Annotated in this window: 14 protein-coding genes; 3 read left to right on the forward strand and 11 right to left on the reverse strand. The window is 44.1% G+C overall.

The window, feature by feature from the left end; all coding sequences use genetic code 11:
- Positions 1–112 precede the first annotated feature (112 nt).
- From glnA to S4054249_RS01110, 6 genes are all read right to left on the reverse strand, one after another.
- Positions 113–1,519 carry a glutamate--ammonia ligase gene (gene glnA / locus S4054249_RS01085; RefSeq protein WP_039607522.1) on the reverse strand — a complete coding sequence of 469 codons (1,407 nt, stop codon included), beginning with the start codon at positions 1,517–1,519 and terminating at the stop codon, positions 113–115.
- Between the two features lie 431 nt (positions 1,520–1,950).
- On the reverse strand, positions 1,951–4,392 hold the full coding sequence (locus S4054249_RS01090; protein WP_046358421.1) for an ABC transporter permease: 2,442 nt from the start codon (positions 4,390–4,392) through the stop codon (positions 1,951–1,953).
- Between the two features lie 12 nt (positions 4,393–4,404).
- On the reverse strand, positions 4,405–5,136 hold the full coding sequence (locus S4054249_RS01095) for an ABC transporter ATP-binding protein (RefSeq protein WP_046358420.1): 732 nt from the start codon (positions 5,134–5,136) through the stop codon (positions 4,405–4,407).
- A 34-nt stretch (positions 5,137–5,170) separates the two neighbouring features.
- Positions 5,171–6,418 (reverse strand): HlyD family secretion protein, encoded by a 1,248-nt coding sequence (locus S4054249_RS01100; protein ID WP_046358419.1) that lies wholly within the window; start codon positions 6,416–6,418, stop codon positions 5,171–5,173.
- Between the two features lie 154 nt (positions 6,419–6,572).
- Complete coding sequence (locus S4054249_RS01105; protein WP_235611262.1) at positions 6,573–7,670, reverse strand: sensor histidine kinase; 1,098 nt, start codon at positions 7,668–7,670, stop codon at positions 6,573–6,575.
- A gap of 184 nt (positions 7,671–7,854) precedes the next feature.
- Positions 7,855–9,213 carry a sigma-54-dependent transcriptional regulator gene (locus S4054249_RS01110; protein ID WP_046358417.1) on the reverse strand — a complete coding sequence of 453 codons (1,359 nt, stop codon included), beginning with the start codon at positions 9,211–9,213 and terminating at the stop codon, positions 7,855–7,857.
- A gap of 270 nt (positions 9,214–9,483) precedes the next feature.
- On the opposite strand from S4054249_RS01110, the gene typA reads away from it, so the two are divergent.
- Entirely contained in the window at positions 9,484–11,304 is a 1,821-nt protein-coding gene (gene typA / locus S4054249_RS01115) for a translational GTPase TypA (protein WP_039607527.1), read from the forward strand.
- Between the two features lie 62 nt (positions 11,305–11,366).
- Here the strand turns inward: typA and S4054249_RS01120 are convergent, their stop codons facing one another.
- From S4054249_RS01120 to S4054249_RS01140, 5 genes are all read right to left on the reverse strand, one after another.
- On the reverse strand, positions 11,367–12,215 hold the full coding sequence (locus tag S4054249_RS01120; protein WP_046358416.1) for a chemotaxis protein CheW: 849 nt from the start codon (positions 12,213–12,215) through the stop codon (positions 11,367–11,369).
- Between the two features lie 38 nt (positions 12,216–12,253).
- Positions 12,254–13,360: an ABC transporter substrate-binding protein gene (locus S4054249_RS01125; protein WP_046358415.1), complete on the reverse strand. Its 1,107-nt coding sequence runs from the start codon at positions 13,358–13,360 to the stop codon at positions 12,254–12,256.
- On the reverse strand, positions 13,326–15,404 hold the full coding sequence (locus S4054249_RS01130; protein ID WP_046358414.1) for a GNAT family N-acetyltransferase: 2,079 nt from the start codon (positions 15,402–15,404) through the stop codon (positions 13,326–13,328). The genes S4054249_RS01125 and S4054249_RS01130 overlap by 35 nt, the downstream gene beginning before the upstream one ends.
- The gene (gene uvrD, locus S4054249_RS01135; RefSeq protein WP_046358413.1) at positions 15,382–17,547 is read right to left on the reverse strand and encodes a DNA helicase II; all 2,166 of its coding nucleotides are present in this window, start codon (positions 17,545–17,547) and stop codon (positions 15,382–15,384) included. Before uvrD ends, S4054249_RS01130 begins: the two co-directional genes overlap by 23 nt.
- A gap of 149 nt (positions 17,548–17,696) precedes the next feature.
- Positions 17,697–18,638 carry a chemotaxis protein CheV gene (locus S4054249_RS01140; RefSeq protein WP_046358412.1) on the reverse strand — a complete coding sequence of 314 codons (942 nt, stop codon included), beginning with the start codon at positions 18,636–18,638 and terminating at the stop codon, positions 17,697–17,699.
- A 204-nt stretch (positions 18,639–18,842) separates the two neighbouring features.
- Here S4054249_RS01140 and S4054249_RS01145 point away from each other — a divergent pair, with 204 nt between their 5' ends.
- On the forward strand, positions 18,843–19,904 hold the full coding sequence (locus tag S4054249_RS01145) for a potassium channel family protein (RefSeq protein WP_046358411.1): 1,062 nt from the start codon (positions 18,843–18,845) through the stop codon (positions 19,902–19,904).
- The gene (locus S4054249_RS01150; RefSeq protein WP_230851777.1) at positions 19,901–20,107 is read left to right on the forward strand and encodes a hypothetical protein; all 207 of its coding nucleotides are present in this window, start codon (positions 19,901–19,903) and stop codon (positions 20,105–20,107) included. Before S4054249_RS01145 ends, S4054249_RS01150 begins: the two co-directional genes overlap by 4 nt.

Raw genomic sequence — 20,107 nt, forward strand, 5'->3', positions numbered from 1 at the left:
TAAAGCGGGCTTGAGAACACATATGATTTAAGCGCGCATTTACACTATAAAGTGCAGTGAATAGTGCGCTTTGGTATTTAACTACCTCTATCCACTGTAAATAATTTGCGAATTAAACGCTGTAGTACATTTCAAACTCAACTGGGTGAGTTGTCATGTTAAGCTTTTCAACTTCTTGAGACTTAAGTGCAATGTATGCATCGATTAGGTCGTCAGTGAATACGCCACCTTGTGTTAAGAACTCGCGGTCTGCGTCAAGTGAAGCCAAAGCTTCTTCTAGAGATGCTGCAACAGTTGGGATTTCTGCTGCTTCTTCAGCCGGTAGATCGTAAAGATCTTTATCCATTGCATCGCCAGGGTGGATTTTATTTTTAATGCCGTCAAGGCCCGCCATTAACATTGCAGAGAAAGCAAGGTAAGGGTTGGCTGTTGGGTCAGGGAAACGTACTTCGATACGACGTGCTTTCTCTGAAGGAACAACTGGGATACGGATTGAAGCCGAACGGTTACGTGCAGAGTAAGCAAGCATAACAGGTGCTTCGAAGCCAGGTACTAGACGCTTATATGAGTTAGTAGACGCGTTAGCAAATGCATTGATTGCTTTAGCATGCTTGATGATACCGCCGATGTAGTAAAGTGCATCTTCAGATAGACCGCCATACTTGTCACCTGCGAAGATGTTTTGACCATCTTTACCTAGTGACTGGTGACAGTGCATACCAGAACCGTTATCGCCAACAACTGGCTTAGGCATGAATGTTGCCGTTTTACCATAGTGATGCGCCATGTTGTGGATAACATACTTCATCTCTTGGATTTCATCTGCTTTGATAACCATGGTATTGAAGCGTGTTGCGATTTCATTTTGACCCGCTGTTGCTACTTCATGGTGGTGTGCTTCAACAACTTGACCAAACTCTTCAAGTACTAGACATGTCGCACTTCTCCAATCTTGTGAAGAATCAACAGGAGCTACTGGGAAATAACCGCCTTTAACGCCAGGACGGTGGCCAGTGTTGCCTTCGTCATAGCTCTTGTCTGAGTTCCAAGATGCTTCTTCTGCATCGATAGAGTACATAGAACCCGACATATCTGTTTTGTATTTAACATCATCGAATAAGAAAAACTCTGGCTCCGGACCAAATAGTACAGTATCAGCAATACCTGTTGAACGCATGTAGTCTTCAGCGCGCTTAGCTACTGAACGTGGGTCACGTTCATAGCCTTGCATGGTTGCAGGCTCTAATACATCACAACGCACAATCATGGTTGTTTCTTCAGCGAATGGGTCAAGCTTAACTGTGCTTGCGTCTGGCATTAATACCATGTCAGATTCATTAATACCTTTCCAGCCAGCAATAGATGAACCATCGAACATTTTACCGTCTTCAAAGAAGTCTTCATCGGCTTGATGATGAGGGATTGAAACGTGTTGCTCTTTACCTTTAGTGTCCGTGAAACGTAAATCTACAAACTTTACTTCATTCTCTTTAATAAAATCTAAAACCGATTGTGACATGTGTCCTCCGACTCGTGGGTTATTTTTTGCTGCAATGATTTGCTTAACTGTGTCCTGTTAAGCGTGATCTGTGCCAAAAATATAAGTTTATGAAATTAATGTGTTATTTTGTTTTTAGATGTTGGTTAAGCGCATATTGACCTAAATCAGTGCACCAATAAAGCGCATTCTGCACTAATTTGGTGCAATGTTTGAGAGTGTGAAGAGAGTGGCTTATTGCAGCCACTCTAGTATGTTAAGTACATATAAAAATGCAGGGCTAGTATGGTTTAGTCGGTAGAGTTCGCAGCATTCATTAACCAAGCATAGACCAGTTATACTTCCTATGGAAAATAAAAATAAACCAGCCGCCACAGCAAGCCATAAGCAACATCTCAGGAAGGAAATTATCATGATATTGCATTCTGGTTGACGGCTGGTTTGAGACATGGCTAGGCGCCTTTTAGCGCGTATTGCGCTGGCTGGCGTATGATTGTCCATGCAGACAAAATGGTGATAGCAACTACAAGACTAGCAATCAATGCAACAGGGATTAGCCAGCTCCATACACTCATCATTTGCATCATTGGCGTCGAAGCTGCACTTAGATAGCCGATAAATAATACGCTGGTGGATGCGATGACTGCGATAAAGAACGGTTGCATGTTTTCAGTCAGTACTAATTTGAAAATTGCCATGGGCGTCGCACCGATTGACATTCTGATACCTAGTTCATAGCGTCTTAGCGCAATCGCATAGTTAAATACCCCATAGATTCCGATACCAGCAAGTACTACTGCCACTAAAGACAGTACGATAGTAAAAATACTTGCGACACGTTGAGCTTTGAGGTGAGACGAAAGAATTTGCTCCGTAGTTTGCAAATCATAGACACGGATCTGTGAGTGGACTTGTGCTAATAAGTCATTAATACCTTGTCGAGAAAGCTGTGCATTTGGTTTTGTTTCCAAAACAATAATCGGGTACATGGTATTCACTCGGGGTCGGTAAATACGAGAAATTGGTTGCTGGTTTGGCAGATTTAAATTATTTACTACACCTACCACAGTGATTGGGTCGCTAGAATTTCGAGCATACAATTTGGCGCCAATAGGTGCTTGTCCTGAAGCTTTGATTATATCGGCCATAAATTCGTTGATAATCACAACCGGTGCGCTATCTCTAGCTTCTGCATCGGTAAAGTGGCGTCCTTGAGTTAAGGTCAAACCGAATGTTTCAAAATAGACACGAGTGCCCCATACTCGCTTGTGCGTCACTATGGGTTTATCCATACCAGGCTCTAATTGTGAGTGATATGACGTGAATTGCTCTAACCAGTATGAGATGGGTGGATAGCTGCCGACACCTGCACGCACTATGTCACTGTGTTGGTTTAGTCGCTCTGTTGCTTCTAATACGAGCGCTGCACGTTGCTGTGTAGACATTTCATTGAGTAAAGTCCCTAGGTTGAGCGCGATTTGCGACGTATTGTCGGTATTGATATGGGTAGGTGCGGTGAGCTGTGCCCAGCTTTGTTTGAAAATGCTGACACATAATACAAGCAGTGAGATACAAAAGAACACTTGTAATGATACCAATACTTGACGTGTGCGTTTTGAAACTTGTACGCCAGACCCTTTACCACTACTTTGCAATGCGCCAATAATGGCATTGTAATTGAGCTGCTTACTGACGACCCAAGCAAGTGTAAAATTCAAAATTAAGGTCAATGCAATGGCGAATAGCACGGTATTTAGGTTGAGGCTCAATTCGTCTAAACGTGCAAGTGGGCCCGCATACCCTGCTTTTAATAAGCTTAAGATAATACTTACTACACCAGTTGCGATGATAAGTGCCGCAACAAATAATATCGATAATTCGACCAAGACTTGTTTAAATAAGTGGTGAGGCTGTGCGCCTAACGCAGCTTGAATAGCAAACGCTCGTTGCTGTTCAACCGCACGAGATAATACCAAGTTACCGATGTTACTGAGGGCGATAAGTAGCAAGACTACACTGCCCGCAAGCATCATCACGCTAGTATTGCCTGCGTCGCCAATAATGCGGTCGCGATACGTGGTAAAGCGCCATTTAACACGAGTATTTGCCACGGTGGGGCTATCTGCAACAGCAGCAGGGTAGCGTGCCATTACCCAGTTGTTGAGTGCCAGCTGAGTTCGGTTGATATCCGCATCTTTCGATAATTTACCCACCAAATGTACTTGGTTAGAAGAAAAGGTCCATAATGGCTCCTGTGTATCTCGGTAGTCGTAAGGCAACCAAATATCGGTGCGCCAAGTGGGAGTCGCTAATACTGGCTCTGCAAAGTGCTCAGCAGTTACCCCGACGATAATGAAACTGATGCCTTTAAAAGTGACAGAACGATAAAGTACGTCACTGCTGCCACTGAAATGTGTTTGCCAGACATCGTAAGAGATAATCGCAACAGGTTGATTGCTGTTCAGCCCTTCATCTTCATTAAAGTGACGTCCCAATGCGAGGGGAGCATCAACAATTTGCATAAATTCAGGCGTAATAGCTCCGGTATTAAAAGTAGGGCTGTTTGGCAAACTTTGCTCAACATCAATGCTAATGTTGTGCAATGCTAAAGTTTCTATGCCGGGGTGCTGATCTTTGTAAGCTTCTATAGCGCCTAAAAAGGGTAAATAGTTTTCACGCTTTACTTCTCCATCTGCTGCCAATAGTTGGCCTTGCACCAAGACTAGCCTGTCTTGATCTGGGTAAGGCAGTGGGGCTGCGATAATTTGGTAGTTTAAATTGTACATGGCCACCATCACGCCTAATGTAATGCCTAAAGTCATGACAATGGTGAGGGCATAGCTTTTTACTTTTGCTAAGCTTTTTAGAGCGATTGATAAATTGTGTTTCAACATAATGACACCTACCTACTGTGCAAGTGGAACTTCAAATGTATGTTTAGGGTCGCTATGCTCTTCACTGTCGATGATCTTGCCATCGAGCAAATGGAGTTGTCGAGTGGCCATATCGGCATAGCGTGGGTCGTGTGTCACCATGCATAAGGTGGTGCCTTCTGCATTGAGTTGTTGCAACATGGCCATTACGGCATCACCATTAATTGAATCTAGGTTGCCAGTCGGCTCATCAACTAGCAACATGCTAGGCTCGCCAACGAGTGCTCTGGCAATCGCAATTCGTTGTTGTTGACCACCAGAAAGTTGGTTAGGTTTGTGGCTTGCACGATGACTCATATCTACTTTGGCGAGGCAGGTTTCCACAGCCCGTTTTATTTGCGCTTCGGGCATAGGATCTTTTCGATATCTCAGCGGCAGTGCCACGTTGTCATAGACCGACAGTTCATCAATCAGATTAAATGATTGAAATATGAAGCCGACTTTCTCATTGCGAATGTATGCTGATTGCGCCAATGTTAGCTGGCTGACTTCTTCACCTTCAATTTGATACTGTCCGGAACTGGGCATATCTAATAGTCCTAGAATGGACAGCAAGGTAGACTTACCGCAGCCAGAGGGGCCACAAATTGACACAAAGTCACCGCGATAAATGGTTAAATCTATACCTCTTAGTGCATGTGTTTCCATTTCTTCAGTGCTGAATACCTTAGTCACACCAGACATTGTTAGTACGCTTTCTTTCATATTTAATTCCTTTCTTTAATTCTTATTATTGAGTTCAAAGCAATGTGATGGTTTTATGTTCACTGTGCTGCGTCATGTCAGACAGGATAACGCTTTGATTTTCTTGTATGCCTTGCAGAATCTGTAAATGTCGCCCGGCGTCTTCGCCGAATCGTACTGTGGTCGCAACAGCTTGCTCCCCTTTGATGATGTAAAGCTCGGTTGCGCTATGTGCTTGCTTATTTGCTGGACGCTCTACATATAAAGCGTTGTTTAACTGATTCGTGAGGATTTCAGCTTCTACGCTTAATTCTGGCCTTGCAGACTCAGGTACACCTTCAGTAAATGACAGCTCCACTTCGATGGTGCCATCCTGTACTTGTGGTGTGATCCGAGTGACGGCTGCGGGTACGCGTTCACGGCGAGTATCAATGACGGCTGTTTGCCCGACTTTGATTTGCTCTGCTTTCGACTGTGGTACACGGATCAGGGCCTGTAAGTCCGAGTTGCTACCTACCTGCGCTAGTTCTTGGCCAGCCGACACGCTTTGCCCAAGTTCAACGGCTAGGCGCTGGATGGTGCCGCTGATCCCAGCAGTGACTTCGAGTTGTTGAGCACGTTGTTCTAGACGTGCTAAGTTTGAGCGCGCTTGGTTTACCTGCTGTTGAGATATTTCAATGTCCTCTTGGTGTAACTGTGCTAACTGGGTGATCCGTTGGCGTTGTAGTTCAGAACGCGCACCTAGCTGTTGTTCTTCCAGCTCTGCAGTTTGCACATCTATTGCTGGGATAACACCTTGATCACGAAGCACTTGCTGTGCTTGGCGACGCAGTACTAGTGATTGGTATTCACTCTCTAATTGAGCTTGCGTCGCTTTTTCTGACAAGCGCTCTCGCTGGTTGGCAAGTCTTTGACGACGCAAATTGGCCGCCTGTTCTTCAAGTGCCATACGTGCAGTCTCAATGGACTGTTTTAGATCGGGATCTTGCATTCTTAGAATGACCGAGTCAGGAGTAACAACTGCGCCTGGACGTAGCAGTATTTCACTGACAGTAGCACTACTTTGTGCGGTTAACAGCTTTTGTTGGTTGGAGCGTAGAACGCCATATCCATCCACTTGGATAGCTAAATCACCCCTCTGTACTTTTGCGACAATTAAGCTGTTCTGTTGCAAGCTGGTGGAGCTAGGTGATGAAGTGAAATGAAATACACCGCCTAGCACAGAGCCACAAACGATCATAGCCGTGATTTTTCTCTTAAGAGAATGCTTTGGTGTGATTGTTTTTGATTTTACGACGTCCATATGTATCTTTAATTATTTATTGATGATGCAAAGGATAGAGCAATCCATATGCCAAAACTTAACCGTATGTTTTTATTTGTTTTTTATGTTTTTGGGCGATTGAGAAAACAAAGCAAGGTCCGAAACCGGACTTTGCTTTATTAAATTCGGACGCTTAGTGAGTGGGTTGCACTAATGTGATAAAGGCGCTGGCGCCGCGTTGGCCATCAGCACGATTAACTAATTGCAATTGACCGTTCATTTGCTCCGTCAGGTGCTGGCATAACATTAAACCGATACCTTCACCATGTTCTTTAGTTGAATAAAAAGGCACAAACAGGTTATCGGTGTTAATGAGGCCATGACCATTGTCTGTTAAACAAATTGTCGCAGTGCGATTTTTGAGTTTCAGTGATAACGTGAGTTGAGGTCTGTCTGAGCAGGCTTCCAGTGCATTTTTAGTTAAATTGATAAGCACTTGTTTGAGTAACGTCACATCGCAATTGAGCGTGAGGTGTTGACCCTCTAGTTGCCAATTTGCCTGTGGAAATAAGGCGCTGAGTTCTATGCAAAGCTGCGAAAAAGGCTGCTCTGTGGCCTTTACCGTGACACTTTGTTGCAGTTGTGCATAGCGCTTAACAAACTCAGCCAGATGCTCACAGCGCTCTACTATAATATCAAAAGCAGCACTATCTCGCTCATTGCTTGCCCTATGCCGAAGTCTCTCTAGCATGGTACTGACAGGGGTTAAGGAATTGCGTATCTCATGGCTAATGACCCTTATCAAGCGCTGCCATGCTTTAAGCTCTTGCTCTCTCAACGCAATTTGAATGTCCGTCATGACCAACAAATGATAGGTATGGCCGTTGTGGTTAAAGTTACTGTGACGTACTTGCCAGCGTTGTTGGCGTTTTTCATCTGTGAAATGCCAATCTGGTTGGTTGCCTAAACCGAGTCGTGCAGCGCTGGTAAAGCGTAAGGTTTGCCAAGGTTGATTGAATAATGTTGTGCATGCTTGGTTGCCAAAGCTCAGTTGTAGACGTTCGTCAAACACTAAAATAGGCGTGTTCAATTGCTTAACAAGACGAAGTAGTAAGAAAGAGTCCTTATCTTCATTGTTTTTTGAAGTGAGTAAGTCATTACTTAGTTTGTTCAGTTGGTGATGAAAGTCACCAATCACACCTGTGGTAAAGCGTGCTTTAGCTTGCTGGCTAAAATCTCGATTTTGGCAAGACTCAAGCTGGGTTGTACTGCGTAAATATGAGGACTTCACCTGTACAATAACTCGATGGAATAGCCAAATAGTTGTGATAATCCACGTGACTAAACTTCCGAGAGTTACTATGTTAAAAATAGGCTTTGGCTGAGAAAAGCCAAACTGCCAGCAAACAAAAAGCAAGCTGATTTGAATGAGCATTAACAGTAGGCACTGCCGTTTCCAAAAGCTCTCTAAGCTATTATTCTGCAAAGGCATATTTTTCTAACCGTCGATACAGTGCTTGTTTGGTGATCCCGAGCTGTTGTGCTGCTTTGTTTTTATTGCCTTCAAATTTATTCAGCGCTTGCTCAATTAATTGCTTTTCGGCTTGTTCTAATGTCATCTCAGGGAGTGAGCTGACAACATTGCTAGAGTGTGTATTCGGCAAATGTAGGTCAGTGGCAAGTATAATACCGGCTTGGCAAAGTAAGACCGCTCTTTCCATTAAGTGACTTAGCTCACGTGTATTACCAGGCCAGCTGTATTGTATCAATGCTTGCTGCGCGCAAGGGCCTATAGTGACATTTTGCTTATGATACTTACTACCATGCTTGGCTAAAAAGTACTGGGCGAGTGGCACAATGTCATCGATACGCTCTCGCAATGCAGGAATGGTAAACGCGAATGTGTTGAGACGGTAATATAAATCCTGTCGGAATTCCCCTTTGGTAATGAGTTGTTCAAATTCAGCATTGGTTGCGCTGATAAGCCGTACATCACTGGTTAAGGTTTTGCTGGAGCCCACCATCTCAAATTCACCAGTTTCAAGTACTCGCAGTAGTTTGGCTTGCTGAGTGAGAGGCAGTGTGCCTATCTCATCTAAAAATAAGGTGCCTTTGTCGGCTAGTGCAAAACGGCCAACGCGCTCAGACTTGGCATCTGTAAATGCACCTTTAACATGGCCGAATAGCTCGCTTTCGAATAGCTGTTCAGGAATGGCTGCCATATTGAGTGAAATAAACGGCTGTGCATTTCGCAAAGATTGGTTATGGACCCAAGTGGCAATGTGGCTTTTCCCCACACCATTTTCACCGGTTATCAGGATGTTGGCATCTGTTTGCGCCACGGCACTGAGCTGAGCCATCAATTGCTGCATAACCGCGCTTTGGCAGATGGGTTCATCCTCACTTGGTGTGAGAGCTTGGCTGAGAGCTGAATTACTTTTTTGCAGTCCTGATATTTTTAGTTGTTGTTGAATTACTTGCTCGAGGCGCTGGTTTTGCCAAGGCTTTTCAATAAAATCGACAGCGCCCAGCTGCATCGCCTGCACCACTAAATCCGTGTTTGACCACGCGGTCATGGCGATCACCGGAATGTCGATGGCGTCTCGTTTGAGCCCTCGAAGAAACCGGAGTCCTTCTTCACCTGAGGTAGAGTCGAGATCAAAGTTCATGTCTAGCATGATTAAAGCTGGGTGGGTATGGGAGAGAAGTTCATGTGCTTGTACGGGGTTTTCGACTTCTTCGACTTGATAGCCGAAATCCTCCAGTACAAATCGTGCCGCGAGTCTCACCTCTCGGTTATCTTCCACAATCAAAATCAGAGACTGTGACTTCATATATCGTTCCTTTGTTTTTCTTTTTGCCCATTTTTCTAGGGGCTTGTGACGCAGTTTAGTACTTTGTACAGGAACAAACAACAGGCAAAAAATCAGCGGATTTAAGCAGTAAATTACAGTAAAGAAGAAAAAAATCCTCTGGATAAACTTTCATCTGTCACATTATTAGGGGATAATACGCGACCTTTAATTGTGGAACGGTATCTTAGGTGCGCAATTTTGCGTGGATCGACTAGGATCACTGAAGGCCAACTTCTCTGAGTAACAGTAATGAGCATTGAAAAGTTAAGAAATATTGCGATTATCGCACACGTTGACCATGGTAAAACTACCCTAGTCGATAAGCTGCTAGAACAGTCTGGCACATTAGAGACACGCGGTGGCAACGAAGAGCGTGTAATGGATTCAAATGATATTGAAAAAGAGCGTGGTATCACAATCTTGGCGAAAAACACCGCCATTGAGTGGAACGACTACCACATCAATATCGTAGACACCCCGGGACACGCCGACTTTGGTGGTGAAGTAGAACGTGTACTATCAATGGTTGATTCTGTACTTCTACTAGTAGATGCGCAAGAAGGCCCAATGCCTCAAACGCGTTTTGTAACGCAAAAAGCGTTTGCTCTTGGCCTTAAGCCTATCGTAGTTATCAACAAAATTGACAAGCCAGGCGCACGTCCTGACTGGGTTATGGATCAAGTGTTTGATCTATTCGATAACCTAGGCGCGACAGATGAGCAGCTTGATTTCCAAGTTATCTACGCATCTGCTATCAACGGTTGGGCTACACTTGATTTAGACGAGCCGTCTGACAACATGCAACCTATGTTTGAAGCGATTGTAGAGCAGGTAGAGCAGCCAGACGCAGATCCAGCTGGCGACTTCCAAATGCAGATCTCTCAGCTAGACTACAACTCTTACATTGGTGTAATCGGTGTTGGTCGTATCAAGCGCGGTACTGTTAAAGTAAACCAGCAGGTAACAATTGTTGGCGCGGATGGCAAAACACGTAATGGTAAAGTTGGTCAAGTACTGACTTATTTAGGCCTAGACCGTCACGAAGCGCAAGAAGCGCAAGCGGGCGACATCATCGCGATCACAGGCCTTGGCGAGCTGAAGATTTCTGACACAGTATGTGATGTAAATGCAGTTGAAGCACTACCGGCACTGTCTGTTGATGAGCCAACAGTAACAATGACGTTCTCTGTAAACACATCACCGTTCTCAGGCCAAGAAGGTAAGTTCGTGACATCACGTAACATCCTTGAGCGTCTTCAAGCTGAGCTTGTACACAACGTAGCACTTCGTGTTGAAGAAACTGATAACCCAGATAGCTTCCGCGTATCAGGTCGTGGTGAACTTCACCTAGGTATCCTAATCGAAAACATGCGTCGTGAAGGTTACGAGCTAGCTGTATCTCGTCCAGAAGTAATTCTTCGTGAAGTAGATGGTCAGTTAGAAGAACCGTACGAAACAGTAACGGTTGACGTTGAAGAAGAGCACCAAGGTTCTATTATGGAGCAACTTGGTCTTCGTAAAGCAGAAATGACTGACATGGCACCAGATGGTAAAGGCCGTATCCGTATGGACTTCATGATGCCTTCACGTGGTCTTATCGGTTTCCAAACTGACTTTATGACGCTAACGTCTGGTTCTGGTCTAATGTACCACACGTTTGATCACTACGGCCCTCACAAAGGCGGTAACATTGGTCAGCGTAAGAACGGTGTACTTATCGCAAACGCGGCAGGTAAAGCACTGACTAACGCACTATTCAACCTACAAGACCGTGGTAAACTATTCATCGGTCATGGTGTTGAAGTATACGAAGGTATGATCATCGGTATTCACGCACGTGATAACGACTTAACAGTTAACGCGCTTAAAGGTAAGCAGCTAACAAACGTTCGTGCATCAGGTACAGATGAAGCGCAAAACCTTGTGCCACCAATCGTAATGACACTTGAGCAAGCACTTGAGTTCATCGATGATGACGAGCTGGTAGAAGTAACGCCTGAAAGCATCCGTATTCGTAAGAAGCTATTGACTGAAAGTGAGCGTAAGCGCGCAAGCCGTCAAGCTAAATAAAACTTCATTACAAATACCAAAAACGCCGCGTACTACGCGGCGTTTTTATTTATGTTGCTTTATTAAAATAAGCCATATTCTTCCGTTTCTATTGGCGCATAGTCTTTCAAGTGCTCAGGCCTAAAAATGGCACTTGGGTCTAATACTAAGCTGTGATTATCGCCTTGCTTGATCAGCCCCTTCATCATTTTTTTGGTTTGCGGGTCAATATCAAAACCGATATTGGTCATCTCGTGCAGCGGTTTAATATCTGATTCATCACAATGAATATTATCTTCCACTTTATCTACTAATAACCCTATGTGTGGTTGCTGACCATTTTCCGTGGTAAAGACGATAATGGGTTTGTGATCGAGAATGATTTGATCTCTGGCAGACTCAAACAGTCGTATTAGTTTAGTGAAGGTTGTGAGCTTTTCTTTTTCTAGTAAGGCAATAGCTTGTTCTTTTTGGTTTTTACTGGAAAAGACCAATATCTCATCGGCGATAGCATGCAAGCGAGTATGTGGCTCTTCAAAGCGCGCTAAAATCGCTTTTAGGTCTTCATTGTCCGTTTTGAAGTTATAAAACCATTTGCCAAACTCTGATTGCTTGGGGTCTCTGGCTTTAGTGAAGGGGACGTCATTATGCACACTGAGCTCGAGCTCAGAAAGCCATGCTTTTTGGTCTTGCTCTCTTTGCTGTAATAGTTCAACCAAAGATTGGTTGGTATCGTACGAAGATTGGTTGTTTAAAATCAGCCCTAAATCAAAGATTGGGGTGGGCGTACCCATGTAATCTTTAACCCCCAAGAAACTTGGGTTGTCATTGGGCAATGAAGTGAGGTTTCCTTCATAGCGTTCAGTTAATAAGATGTCTAAAATTTTGAGCGATATTGTTTTTTTTCCTACTCTAAAATTAATCAGGTCCATGTTTACCTCAAACATTAGTTGCTTGGGCTAAGCATAGTTCAATATTTTAAATAAGACCTAAATACCGGACGTTGTGCGGTACTTTTTTGCTGTTGCTTTAATAGTGCTCGCAGTGCGAGATCTGTATTTAGAGTGTGTGGCATAGCTGTGGAGATACATGCGGATAGTTTGGTGTAGTCACAGTGTTTAAGAGACTGAGAAAATAAGTAAGCATTTACAAATCCTTCAAAGGACTGGTGCGTCATTGCTTGCTTATGTGTTTTGGACAAGTTGCGAAATAAATCGCAAATATGTCCATGGCAAGTGTGGGGGTCAGGTAATACTTCTGTGACCATAACATGTGCAGGCACTATGATATTCGAAAACAAAGAGGTAGAGGATACAAATGAAACACTGGTGTAGGTGCCTCTAAATCCGCCCCTGTGTGCTTGATTAATAAATGCAGCAAGTGGCTCGTAGGTGCCAATCATCGCAATGGCTGTTGCCTGTGTGGTTAAAATCTGCGTTAGTGCTTTTGCGACATCATTGGTATTGCGGCGAAACCGAGCGATGACAACAGGCTCAATGCCTTTGTCTTTGAGTGCTTGGCGGTGGCTTTTTTCAAGTGTAAGGCCAAATTCATCCGCTTGAATAAATAACGCAATTTTCGTATGCCCAAGTTCATCTACGAGATAACGAATTTGTTCCCTGGCTTCATCGAGATAGCTTGCTCTGAGTTTAAAAATGGGAAAGCCTGGATTTTGATACAAGAATGTTGCGCCGGTATAAGGCATCAAAAGAGGGAGTTGATGGCGCTTTAAAATTTCTTTGATTGCATGTGTGGTCGGTGTGCCCATATTGCCGATTAGGGCATCTATGCGCTGATGTCTGATAAGGTATTGCGTATTGTCAACTGCGCGACTAGGCTCGTAGCCATCATCAAGCGCAATAAGCTGGATATGTGGTTGCTCAGCGTCTTGTTGTTGATTAGCATAATTAAAGTAAAGTTCATGGCCGCGTTCAAGTTGTTGGCCGATGTGGCTAGCGGGCCCACTTAATGCGACGCTCATGCCTAATTTTATGTGCTCTTTGGGCTCTGCCGTAGTCTGTGCGGCCAAGGTGAATAACGTGCTAATAAGGGCCGTTTTTACGAGTAATTTCAGCATAAACTTCCGATAACAGTGACTGATAGGCCAGCTGTAATTGTTTTTTAGACTCTAATTTTAGTGATTTGGCTAATTCTTTTGGCTGATGTCTTTGTAATAATAGTTGAATTACCTGCTGTTGGGCAATCCTTGAAAGCGAATTTATGATACTGGGCTGCTTTTTTATAACTTGCTGTATTACAGGTGCAATTTGTTGTTCTGTTGCCGTTTTACTGGCTAAGTAACTGAGTTGTTTAGTCAATGTATCAGATAATTCTTTATCGGGCAGTGTACTTAGGAATGTGTACACTAATGCCCATGGCAAATTGGCGTATAAACCGCTCAGAGCGAAGTGAAGTTGCTCTGCAAAAGCATCTTGCTCTGCATCTATGATAATTTTACTATTTTTGTGCACAACTAATACCGCGTATTCACCGCTGGCTTTATCTTGTTTATAGCCTAATTTTAAGGGCTTAAAACCGAGCTTTTTCCAGTAATTCATAAGCTGGGATTGTGCGCCAAAACTGCTGCCAAAATAACTCACTCTGCTGTCTAGCTGTGTCATGATAAAGCGTATTAATTCACTGCCAATCCCCAACTTCTGGTGTGATGGAGCCACCGCAATGCGTATTATACGCGCCCCTTGTAAAGTACAAAACTGGGTGTTGCCTAATAGTTGAGTGAGTTGTTGCGCCATTAAATGACCGGCTGGCCGGCGCTCACCGAGTGCAATTTTACTGGCTAATTCAGGCGTTAAGTTGCCCTCTAAACTGACTAAACATACAGCAACAGGTTGCTGATTTTGGCTGACGACAAATAGCCGATTACTGGGACTATCTAAAAGCTGCCTCAAGTCGTTGACTGATGTTTGATAGTGCGCCAAAACCAGCAATGCAAAGATTTGCCGCAACAAGGTTTCATCGTGGATAAGCGTTTCGCGACTAATTTCACTATATTCAAGCGCACTCAATGTAGGAACGATTTCCGGATACTGACTGTCCAGAGCCAGTAGTTGGCGCATATGCTGCTCTAATGGATCACCACTGGCATAACGGATCGGCTCGGCTAGATGCAAATCTAAAAAGTACGGATGCTGGGCTTTGATATGTGTTTTAAATCGCAGAGTATAGCCGCGACCATTACCCTCATAGCCAACTAAGGTACTGGCAAAAACGGCGCTAGGATATAAGGCGAGTAACTTTTTCAAAATTGGTACAGGTATCGCCGCCGCCTCATCGATAAGCAAAATGTCGCATCGAGGCTGAGTTGCGAGCACAATATCTGGTGGCATGTAAGATAGTGACTGGCACTGGTTTTGATTTACCGCCGGCTCTTTGAGCTCAAGGGTATGTGCATAGTGTTTAAACCCGTTTTGTACTGCACGGCGTTGCTGAGCACATAACACAACCTGTTTGTCTGAGAATGCGGCGGCAATTAGTCCAAGCGTTGCTGATTTTCCTCGTCCTCTATCGGCACTGAGTAAGACCGGTGTGTGCAATGTGCGTTGAAAATGTGCTGTGATTTGGGCGACTAGATGTGCTTGTGATTGCAGGTCTAAAGGGGATTTATTCGCGCAGTATTGAGTAGGGAGATTGACCTCACCTGACTCATGAATTACCCAGTAGTTTTGCTGTCTTACTTGGTGTGCTAAGCGTTTTAAAAAAGGACTATGCGTGGCGCGATCGCCTTCAGAAAGCCAGCGCGTAAGCGCTGGGTCACACCACAACTGTAGGCTTGATAATTCAGGTAGCAATAGCACTAACAGGCCACCAGATTTGACTGTGCCAGTGCACGCCGCGAGTTTATTGGGGATGAGGCCGCTGTAGCCATCGTACAGCACAAAATTGAATTCCTGACCTAAGATCTGGTGTAGATGTTGTGGCCAAACGGCATTGTCCAAGGTGCTACCATCACTCAGAATAAGCTGTTCTTCATTTTGGGCTAGTTGCTGATAATAAGCATGACCCCAGCTTCTGCTACCGCAAAGCAGTAGCAGTTGGCGATGTCTTGCCTCTTTTAATGCGAGCTTTAATGCACTGAGGTTATAGTGCTTGTAGTTTTGCATAAGCCGTTACAAGCCACTTGGTGCCCATATCGTCGAAGTTGACTTGAATGCGCGATTGCGCACCGACACCTTCATAATTGAGCACGGTACCGGCACCAAACTTTGCATGTAATACTCGTTGCCCGAGGTTAAAATCACTGTCTTCAAATGCTGCATGACTAACCGATGCACTGAAGCGATTAGTGGTCGCAGGTCTGGAAACTTGGGTTTTAATCCGTATTTCTTCGGTGCAATCTTCAGGGAGTTCACGTAAAAATCGAGACGGGCTATGGTACTTTTCTTGACCATATAAACGGCGGCTTTCTGCATGACTGATATAGAGTTTTTGCATGGCACGTGTCATGCCGACATAGCACAGTCGACGCTCTTCTTCTAAGCGGCCAGACTCTTCATGGCTTTGCTGTGATGGGAACATACCTTCTTCTACACCCACCATAAAGACCAGTGGAAACTCTAGGCCTTTGGCCGAGTGCAGCGTCATCATTTGCACTGCATCTTCGTGCTCATCGGCTTGGCCTTCGCCAGACTCGAGTGAGGTATAGGCTAAGAAGCCTTGCAATGGCGAGCTAAACTCTTCCTCTATTGGTAGTTCAAACTGGCCACATGCATTGATTAATTCTTCTAAGTTCTCTACTCGGGCGCGGCCTTTCTCACCTTTTTCAGCTTGATACATGGCCAATAAGCCTGAGTGTTCAATTGTGGTTTTGGCTTGTTCCGCAAGTTCGAGTTCAACTAGGTTTTCATCTAACTGCTCGATTAATTCAATAAATCGGGTGACAGCGGTGGCTGCGCGTCCTGCCAAATGTTTTTGCTCAATGACGGCTTTGGCTGCATACCACAGTGGCAGGGATTCGTTTCGTGCACAATCACGAATATGACTCAGGGTTTTGTCACCAATCCCGCGTGCTGGCGTATTGATCACGCGCTCAAAAGCAGCATCATCATTACGGTTGCTGATAATACGTAAGTAAGATAGCGCATCTTTAATCTCTTGGCGTTCGAAGAAGCGCATGCCGCCATAAATACGATACTTAAGGCCTTCTTGTAGAAGGGCTTCCTCTAATACACGAGATTGCGCATTGTTCCTGTATAAAATGGCGCAGTCTGTCAGCGCATTACCATCTTGTAGCCAAGATTTAATTTTGCCTATTGTAAAACGCGCTTCATCTAATTCATTGAAAGCGGCATAAATAGAGATTGGCTCCCCTTGTGTGCCATCTGTCCAAAGGCTTTTACCCATTCGTTCTGAGTTATTTTGAATGAGGGCATTGGAGGCTTTCAAAATGGTGCCTGTCGAGCGGTAGTTTTGCTCAAGGCGAATGGTATCGGCATCAAAGTCTTTTAAGAAGCGTTTGATGTTTTCAATTTTAGCACCGCGCCAGCCGTAGATGCTTTGATCATCGTCACCGACAATCATAATGTTGTTATCGCCACCGGCAAGTAAGCGTAACCATTGGTACTGGATACTGTTGGTATCTTGGAATTCGTCTACCAACATATGTCTGAAGCGCTGTTGATAATGACGCAGCAGCGTAGGTTGTTGCTGAAGTAGTTCGTAACAACGCAGCAGTATTTCGGCAAAATCTACTAGGCCAGCTCTATCACACGCTTCTTGGTAAGCGGTGTAAACGTTGAGCATAAGTTGCTCACTGGCATCATAGGCTTGAATATCTTTGGGTCGCAAACCTTCATCTTTTCGAGCGCTGATATACCAGCTAAGCTGCTTAGCTGGCCACTTTTTCTCGTCGATATTCATTGCCTTAAGCAGGCGTCTGATCATGCGTTGTTGGTCATCTGAGTCCAAGATTTGAAAGGATTCAGGTAAATTGGCTTCTCTGTGATGGGCGCGCAAAATACGATGTGATAAGCCGTGGAAGGTGCCGATCCACATACCACCTACTGGACTTTGCAGTGTTTCTTCAACACGCGTACGCATCTCTTTGGCAGCTTTATTGGTAAAGGTTACAGCGAAAATACTGTAAGGAGAGGCGTGCTCCACCTGCATTAGCCAAGCAATACGGTGCACGAGTACTCGGGTTTTACCAGAGCCTGCGCCAGCCAGAATAAGCATATTGCTGAGCGGTGCAGCAACCGCTTCACGTTGCTTGTCATTCAAGCCGTCAAGTAATTCAGATACGTCCATCTTTGCGCCTATTTCGAAAAGTAAGGCCAAAGTATACCTAGCGAGGCATTTAAAGCCCAGTTTTCAGCGTGTATTTTGATGTGCTTAAAATTAAGCTGTTGAAATTAAATTATATTTATTTTTATTGTTACTGTCTTTTTATACAGTTTTTAGCCTAAAATTTGTTTTAAACGCTTCTGCATTTCTTGAACTAATAAGTCGGGCTGAAATTTAGATAAAAATGCATTACACCCGACTTTCTCAACCATGGCTTGGTTGAAACTGCCGCTTAATGACGTATTGAGTATGACATAGAGGTCCTTTAGTCTATCGTCATTACGTATTTCATAGGTCAGTCGATAGCCGTCCATCACGGGCATTTCAGCATCTGTGATCACGGCCATCAGTTCTTTATTGACATCAATGCCTTCATCGGCCCAGTGCTTCAATAAGTTAAGTGCTTCCTGACCATCCGTTGCTGGAATGATCTCTATGCCAATTTGTGCCAAGGTATCAGAGACTTGACGGCGAGCAGTGGCAGAGTCATCCGCGTGGAGAATTTTACGACCTTGAAATTGATTTAAGATGCTTTGATCGAGCACGCCTTCAGGGATTTCAATGTCATAGTCAATGATCTCAGCGAGTACTTTTTCCACATCGATAATTTCTACAATGTGCTCTACACCATCACGCTGTACTTTTGTCAAAGCTGTTAAATAGTGATTGCGGCCGACTGTTTTGGGCGTAGGCATAATATCTGACCATGTTGTATTGACGATATGGTCAACTTTACCCACCAGAAAAGCTTGAACGGTACGGTTATATTCAGTGATGACGAGGTTGCTATCATCGTCGTACTCAGTAGGGGGCATGCAGATCGCTTGTCGTAAATCGATAACAGGGATGGACTCACCGCGAATATTAGTAACACCTGCTACTTTTGGGTGGGCATTAGGCATTTTGTTTAAGTGAGGTAGTTTTACTACTTCTTTGACTTTAAATACATTAAGCGCGAACAGGTGTCGACTGTGTAAATGAAATAGCAATAATTCAAGCCGGTTTTCACCTACCAACTGTGTGCGTTGATCGACTGAAGCTAACACACCCGCCATACTTTCACCTCATCATCTTGCTGCTTTTCAAAGTATACACATATAACAGTAAAAATTACGAGTTCTTTACATCAGTCGGCGTATAAATGCAGTATTTACTGAAAAATATAGGATAAATAAATTTTTTCCCTGCAAAGCATTGACTTGTTTATCTACTAATAGATGATGTTATATAGGGATAAAAATAAAACATCAGGATAATCAATGCCTATCGTCATGAAGCGCATGCTGTTACAAATCCAAAGCCACATCAATCGAGCCAGTTGGCAAGTCTTAGTCTTGGCGACAATCAGTCACATGTTATTGACATGGGGGCTGTTATGGCTGGCACGAGAGCAGGCACTGTTACCTTTTAGTACATTCGTTTATTACTATGTCGTGACCACATCGACTGTTGGATATGGTGACTTAAGCGCATCGTCTGAGTTTGGGCGGTGGACTGTTGCATTGGTACAAATTCCATTTGGATTAGCGCTCTTTGGAGTTTTATTAGGGAAAGTTGGACAAGAAATTACACTATGGGTAAAGAAAGCGATGAAAGGCGATAAAGACTTCTCACATCTACATGACCACATCATTATTTTCGGTTGGCATTCAACGAGAACTGAAAAAATGATTGAATTTATTCTTGCTGATAACAAACGTATTGAGCGGCGGATCATTCTTGCTGTGCAAGAGGAGATGGAGCATCCATTGTTACGTTATCCACAAGTAGATTTTGTACGTTTAGCCAGCTTCACAGATGACGCTGAATTGTCTCGTACTGCAATTGATGAGGCTGATAAAATCATTGTGGATGGTAAAGACGATGATCATACATTCACAACAGCGCTTAAATTGAGCCCGATGGTAAAAAGTGCGGCGCACATTAGTGCGCATTTCATTGATGAAACCAAAGCGCAATTACTGCGTGTACATTGTGCAAATGTTGAGTGTTCAACCGCCATGTCTGCAGAAATATTGGTGCGTTCTATGCAGGACCCTGGATCTAGTCGTATACAAGAAGAATTGCTATCGACACTGCGGGGGGATACCCAATTCAGTTTGCAACTTCCAACGTCTATACCTGCATGCGAGTTTGGCCAGTTGTTTCTGTTTTTTAAAGAGCATCATAATGCCACTTTACTGGGGGTCGCTCATGATCGAAGTGGTCAGGATATGGATTTGAATCCGCCATTAACTTATAGATTAAAAGGCGGTGATTTTATTCATTACATTGCACCACAGCGAGTATTAGAAAAAGAGGTGGCTTGGGAGCAGTTATGAATGAGTTGCTGTTAATGGTTGGGGGCGTTTGTCTTTATTTGACACCTATTGCCATGGTGGCTGGTAGCAAGCGTTCTAAAGGACATGAAAAAAACGGCTGGCTCATTGGCACCTTGCTCTTTTCATGGGTTGCATTACTACTGTACATTACCATGATCCCAAAAACTGGGCGAGTGAAAACTCGCCGCAAGAAGCATAGTTAA

Source organism: Pseudoalteromonas luteoviolacea (assembly GCF_001750165.1).
Taxonomy (GTDB): Bacteria; Pseudomonadota; Gammaproteobacteria; order Enterobacterales; family Alteromonadaceae; genus Pseudoalteromonas; species Pseudoalteromonas luteoviolacea_G.